Below are 5848 nucleotides of genomic sequence, written 5' to 3' on the forward strand. Positions count from 1 at the left end.
ACAACCGCACCGGCGAGTCGGGCGGACGGGGCCAAAACAGACCGTCCTACCGGGGCCAAATCAACCTGTCACAGCCAACCGTTCAAGTTCATCGCTGAGTTCCTCGACCGGGCGAGTGGAAAAGCGGCAATCAGGACGCTGCACGAGTTCCATTCGTCCCACTCCCAGGCCCGCGTCGAAGACCAGGTATGGGAGGACATGCAACACGGCCGGCTGTCGATCGTGGACCTTTCCCACGGGACTGGCGATGTGCAGCGCATAATCAGCGAGAACATCGTCAACAGCCTCCTCGGTCGTGCTAACGAACGATTCCGCAGTGGGCAGGATCCGGTGAAGTTCCAGATCGTCGTGGAAGAGGCCCACAACCTGTTCGAGCGTGGCGCGAAGGAAGTCGCGAGTAACCCGTGGGTGCGCCTATCGAAGGAGGCCGCGAAATACAAGATCGGTCTCGTTTACGCTACGCAAGAGGTCTCAAGCGTCGATCAACGGATCCTGTCGAACACCTCGAATTGGCTTGTGGCACATCTCAATTCCGACAAGGAGACCAACGAGCTATCGCACTACTACGACTTCAAGACTTGGGCCGAAAGTATCCGACGCTGCGAAGACATCGGGTTCGTGCGCATGAAGACCTATTCGGGTAAGTACATCGTCCCAGTGCAGGTCGCCAAGTTCGACCACGCAATGATTAACGCTGCTCGACAGGCAGCCGGGCTGACGCCCATTGGCGCTGACGGCACCGTCGAAGAAGCCTGAAAATGCCCTATCCGAGCGAACGAGCGCCACGGCTGGGTCATGTGCCCACGGTTTCCAGCCAGGCCGTTCAGGAGGCCTTCGCCCGCTGGGAGGTCGCGCAGGCCCGCCCTGAGGACGACGCACAGGTGACTGACCTATGTGTGGATGTCTCGTCGCTCACCACGCGTACACAGTCAACAGATGTGCGGTTTTCGATCACGGTGGACGGATCAGAGACTGAGGTCGAAGCAACACGCGAATATCCGACGGTTAAGGTTGGCTACATTCGGGTTGCTGGGTCGCTGCTCGAGATCGACAAGCTCGATGAAGCTGGCAGGGGACCCTTCGTCGACCCGCGCATGGTAAGTGACGCACACCAGGCGGCGTCCTTCGATGCGGCGCTGCCAGGTTCTGGCCTTGTGCAGCCGGGACACTCAGGGATCGAAACTTGGCGCCGCGAAGTCGACTACTTCCTGCAGAACACCCGCTTCGACGAGGCGTCACCGCGAACACTGGCGGATGCCCTGCTCACGCTGCACGGGGCACCCGGCGCGGCCGCCGCGGGGATCGCTCTACGAACCTGCCCGTCACGTACGCACGACTACCCCGCCGGTGGTGGTCCGGTAGTCGGCAGGGACGGCGGAAAGTGCCCTGACTGCGGCGAGACGCTGTATTTGGCCGATGTTCTTCGAACGCATGAGGAGTACACACCAGAGGGCTCGAACCAGACCGCGATCACGCGCACGATGAACATCGCTGAACGTCTAATGACACTGTCCTACTTAGACCTGTTCTACTCGGAGGCGGCGCGCCCGCTCGACGCCTTTCGCAACACGATCTTCGTCACTGACGGCCCCCTGGCCTTATTCGGTGGACTTGCGCCGCTCAAGCGCAGATTTCACGACTACCTCCAACAGTTGTTCACGTGGTCGGAAGGACAGGGCACTGATCTCCCGTTGATGGTCGGCGTGGAAAAGACGGGAAGGTTTGTTGAACATGCTGAGCTCATCAGTGAGCTCATCCCTGAGGGGCACGTGATGAAGCTGACTACCGCTTACATCAATCGGATCACCGGTCGCCCCGACGGAAACAAGTACGGCACAGACGAGTTCTACGGGCGCCGCTTTATCTACCGGACGAGCACCGGTGACCCGCTTGTCATCACGGTGCCGCCCAAGGCTGGAGTATTGCCATACGAAGGCCCTGGGGCCGAGGACTTGAATAACTATCCGACGTTGCGCACAATCTGCGAGGTTCTTGACGGAGTGCGCACACGGCTGTACCCGAACGCGGTTATTCCTGTCGCGCTGGCTCACAGTTCGGCGGCGCTGCCCCTTGGAGTCGGACAATCGGTATTGCGTGCGTTGGCGCAGAAGGGCGTCGGGTTACCGGAGAACACTCAAATCCGCAGCCGGCCGACCTTCAACCGGTGAAACGGCATGTAGTCGCTTAACCGTTAGCGAGCAGTCCGTCTTGGGAAAAAATGTCGGGGAGGGACAAACGCCTATGCCGACGAGGGGCGTCTGTCGTGTGATCGGGGTCACTGCCCGGTCTATCCAGAATCTGTAGAGCGGCCCCGCGCGGCGCGGAGGTCGCAAAACGACGCGCACGCGCGGGGCGCTCGGCAAAGGTGTTGTGGCTGCAGCATTTCCGCGATGGCGGCGCTTCACTCAGAGACGGCACGACAGCCCCACCACCCAAGGGCTTAGGGCGCGTCGTACAGACGGACGATCGCCGCAGGGTGCGGGAACGCGACACCGACACGCATGGTTGCCTTGATGCCGACGCGGTCGCTCTCGAAGTAGCGGCTCCGATCGACCTCAAGGCGCACGTCGTCCCGCAACACCACAACGACCTTGCCGCGCGGAACCGCCCACACGTCGCCCGCGGCCACCGCCGGGCACGGGATCAGCGGGACGCCGAGCACCTGGCGCTGCGTGGGCTGAGAGGCGTCGTAGCCGAGCAGCGGCTCGTTGCTGCCGCTCTGCTTCTTGACCTTCGACAGCGTGAGCACGGTTGTCGGATGAGCAACGAATGAGGTTACCTGCGCCCCTACGGTTTCCGCCATAGACAGTGCCTCGGCGAACGGGTCGGTGTTGGCGATGGTCCCGCCCGTATCTACGACGGAAAAGCCGGACACCGACAGCAAGCCGTTCGGCCCGTTGGGGACGGTATTGCCGAAGAAGGCCGCGTCGACGGCGTTGGCGATGGACTGCGCCAGGCCCTCGCCCACAAGCGCCTGCGCGGACGGTGCCGAGTCCTCGGCCAATTCGCGGCTGATGATCGATAGCCCGGCGACCTTCTGAGGGCGCACAACAATCTCATCGAAATCGGCCTCGCTTGGTGCGATTTCGCCGCCTTCAGGCACCCATGCGGCCCCGGCGTCGCCGAGGACGACCGGTACCCGGTACTCGTGAGCGGTGGTCGTCACCACGGTTGCTACGCGCAGACCAATGGACAGGTGCCGAACGGGCTGTGTGATGAGAGCGCCGATTTCGTCGGGCAGCAGGCCGTGGGTGTCACCGGAGATAGAGGTGAGCAGTGTCATAAAAGTATCTGTCTTTCAGCCAAGTTGAGTTACCAAACAGTTCTGATAGTCGCGGCACTGCCTGCGACGAATTGCCCGCCTGGAGCTGATCGGCGCGGCGACCGAGGTCACGGACCTGCGTGGTCTCCGCACCGACCAGCTTATCGGCAGTTCTGTTCAAATCTGTCGGTCAGGCGTCGCCTCGAGTTGTGTTGAGCACCTTGTGCCACGACGGGGCTTGTCGGTAGTTGTCGGTGCCGGTAGCGCCGCTCTTGAAGCCCCCGCCACTGCCCGCCGGATTGCGCTTCGGTGGGCGCTGCGCGGCCCAATGCCGATGTGCAGCAACGGTTTCCTGCGCAACCTCGGCGACCCTGGCGGGATCGAGATTGCCGTCGTCGTCCAGCAGCGCGGTCAGTTCGATGCCATCGCGCCATAGGTCCGAAGGGTCGGCGAGGTACTCGCGGGCCAACGTCTCGGCTTGCCCGCGCTGCAGGGTCGCCAGCCGCTCGGTTAACTCGTCGCGTTTCGCCTCAGCGTCACGCAGGCGGGCGCGGTACTTCGCGGCCTCCTTATTCGCGGCTCCCCGGTCCTTGCTGTTGCCGGTCGCGTCGGCCTCAACTATCGCGTCAGGTGCCGTGTCGGAACCTTCCAATGCCCCCTTAAGAAGCTCGGTATGAATCATGTTGTTACTCAACTGTTTCCTCTCGACTTTTGGTTGCGCTGTCGGCCTGGGCCGCTTTGGTGGTTTTGGTGATTCCTGAAGAGAACCTCCCCGCGCACACGCGTATGTAGGTTTTGTGTGGAAAACACCAAAGTCACCAACACACCCGCTGAGCAGGACTGTTGCGCTGGCTGTTGGTGTTCGCTTCAGTCGCCATCTGCCACCATCCTCAACCGAATACCTTCAAAGAACTTCTGGCCGCCGCTCTTGGTGGCGCGTATACCGGGCCGTTTGGCGATGGCCTCCTGAAAAGTATTGCGGCCCAGGGGATGGCAGTCCTCTGATGCAGCCCACCGCTGCCAAGCTTCATGCAATGCCTTCGCTGAAACCTTGAGCGCCGGGCTGCCGGTCACGCATTGATCGGTGATGAACTGGCCGACGTGATCGGACTTGGCTCGGTACTCCGCGGTGGCTAGCAGCACATCGTCGGGCGGGTTCAGGCCGTCGACCTGATAGTCAGCGAGCCCCTGAACCGCCCACGTGAGAACAGCCTCGGCGTCGACCTTCAACCGCTCCGGCAGTGTGCCGTCGCGCCTCTCCTTCGGGATAACGACGTCGAAGGGGAAGATCATCAGCCGCCGCCACATGGCCTCGTCGTCACCGCTGACCTTTGGCGGATGGTTGGTGATCATCACCAGCGTGTGCGACGGCGTCCACTCGATCCAGTCGCAGTACAGCCTGCGCGCCTTCATCCGGTCGCCGCCGGTGACCTGTTTGGCGGTGGCATCGGCTATCCGTGCGTCCTTGTTCGTTTCGTTGATAGCGGCGAGGCGTCGCCCCATGAGGTCGACAAGCCCCATGCTCGACGTCTTGCCCTCGGTGAGGAGGTTGGGATGGGCGGCCATCGCGTAGCTTCCGAACGCATGCAGGATGGCATCGATCGCGGTTGATTTTCCGTTGGCGCCGACACCCGTCAGCAGCGGTAGGACGTGCTCGACTTGGCGGCCTATCAATGACATGCCGACCATGCGCCGGAAGCATTCGCGGACAGCCTCGTTTGGCAGCACTTCGGCTAGGAAGTTGTCCCACGTCGTGCCAACCGCCGTCTCGTCGTATGACGCTTCGGTCATCTTGGTGAGCAGGTCGTCGGGATTGTGGGGCCGCAACTGTAACTCGTGCAGGTCGAGCGTTCCGTTTGCACAATTCAGCAGGTACGGGTCCGCGTCCAATTCGTCGGGGTCGACGCGGAGCTCGGGCAGTTTGGATGCGATGCTCAGTACCCCGGCGATCGCGCCGTTGGTTTCACACTGCCCGACCGCCTTGCGTAGATCCGGGTCGCCGAGTGAGTCAGCCAGTGCTTGCCGCAGAGTCCGAAGCAGGTACTCCGTCACCCGTTTGTCGCCGCGGTCCTCGACCCAGCGTTTGCCGCTCCACCAGAACCAACCCAGGCCGAACACATGGATGAACATGTGGGCGAACATCTCCGCGAACAGGTAGGCGATTCGCACCTGATTGCCGTGCTTCGCGCCGAGGTCGTCAGTCGACCGCGGCGCAGTCAGTAACCCTTCGACTTTGAGGGTGCGCACGACGTGCAGCGGTGCGCATTCGTTGTCGCAGTTGACGTACACGAACGGCCTTTTCTGGATTACGGTCACGCACGACTCGCCGCCGCAAACCAAGCAGTTCATGATCAGCCGTTTCGCGCGGGTTGGCTGCCGGTACGGCACCTCTCGCAGTTCCGCGGCTGCCTTGATCTCATCGAAGGTGATGAGTGGCGGCGTGTCGATTCCGTCGCTCACGAGACGACCTGAAGGCTGGTGATGTAGTCGACGATGGCCTGCTCAGGTACTAGGAGCCTGCTGAATTAATCCCGCGTGGCGGGCGTGGTTCTGCTGGGGTTTTCGGGATGATTGACGGGTGCAGGG

At 62.1% G+C, this 5848-nt stretch carries 4 protein-coding genes and 1 pseudogene; 2 read left to right on the forward strand and 3 right to left on the reverse strand.

The features are described from left to right. Positions 1–756 (forward strand): annotated as a pseudogene (locus tag CQY20_RS35075) (hypothetical protein); the annotation flags it as partial. A 2-nt stretch (positions 757–758) separates the two neighbouring features. Further along, positions 759–2168, forward strand: a complete 1410-nt coding sequence (locus CQY20_RS33010) for a hypothetical protein (RefSeq protein WP_097945429.1) — start codon at positions 759–761, stop codon at positions 2166–2168. A gap of 272 nt (positions 2169–2440) precedes the next feature. Here CQY20_RS33010 and CQY20_RS33015 read toward each other — a convergent pair whose 3' ends face one another. The 3 genes from CQY20_RS33015 to CQY20_RS33025 form a co-directional block, all read right to left on the reverse strand. Then, positions 2441–3283, reverse strand: coding sequence for a phage major capsid protein (locus CQY20_RS33015; protein WP_097945432.1), 843 nt, complete (start codon positions 3281–3283; stop codon positions 2441–2443). Between the two features lie 169 nt (positions 3284–3452). Next, on the reverse strand, positions 3453–3944 hold the full coding sequence (locus CQY20_RS33020) for a hypothetical protein (protein WP_097945435.1): 492 nt from the start codon (positions 3942–3944) through the stop codon (positions 3453–3455). Between the two features lie 185 nt (positions 3945–4129). Further along, entirely contained in the window at positions 4130–5722 is a 1593-nt protein-coding gene (locus CQY20_RS33025; protein ID WP_097945438.1) for a DNA primase family protein, read from the reverse strand. Positions 5723–5848: the final 126 nt, after the last annotated feature.

It is taken from the genome of Mycolicibacterium agri (assembly GCF_002553505.1).
GTDB lineage: Bacteria > Actinomycetota > Actinomycetes > Mycobacteriales > Mycobacteriaceae > Mycobacterium > Mycobacterium agri.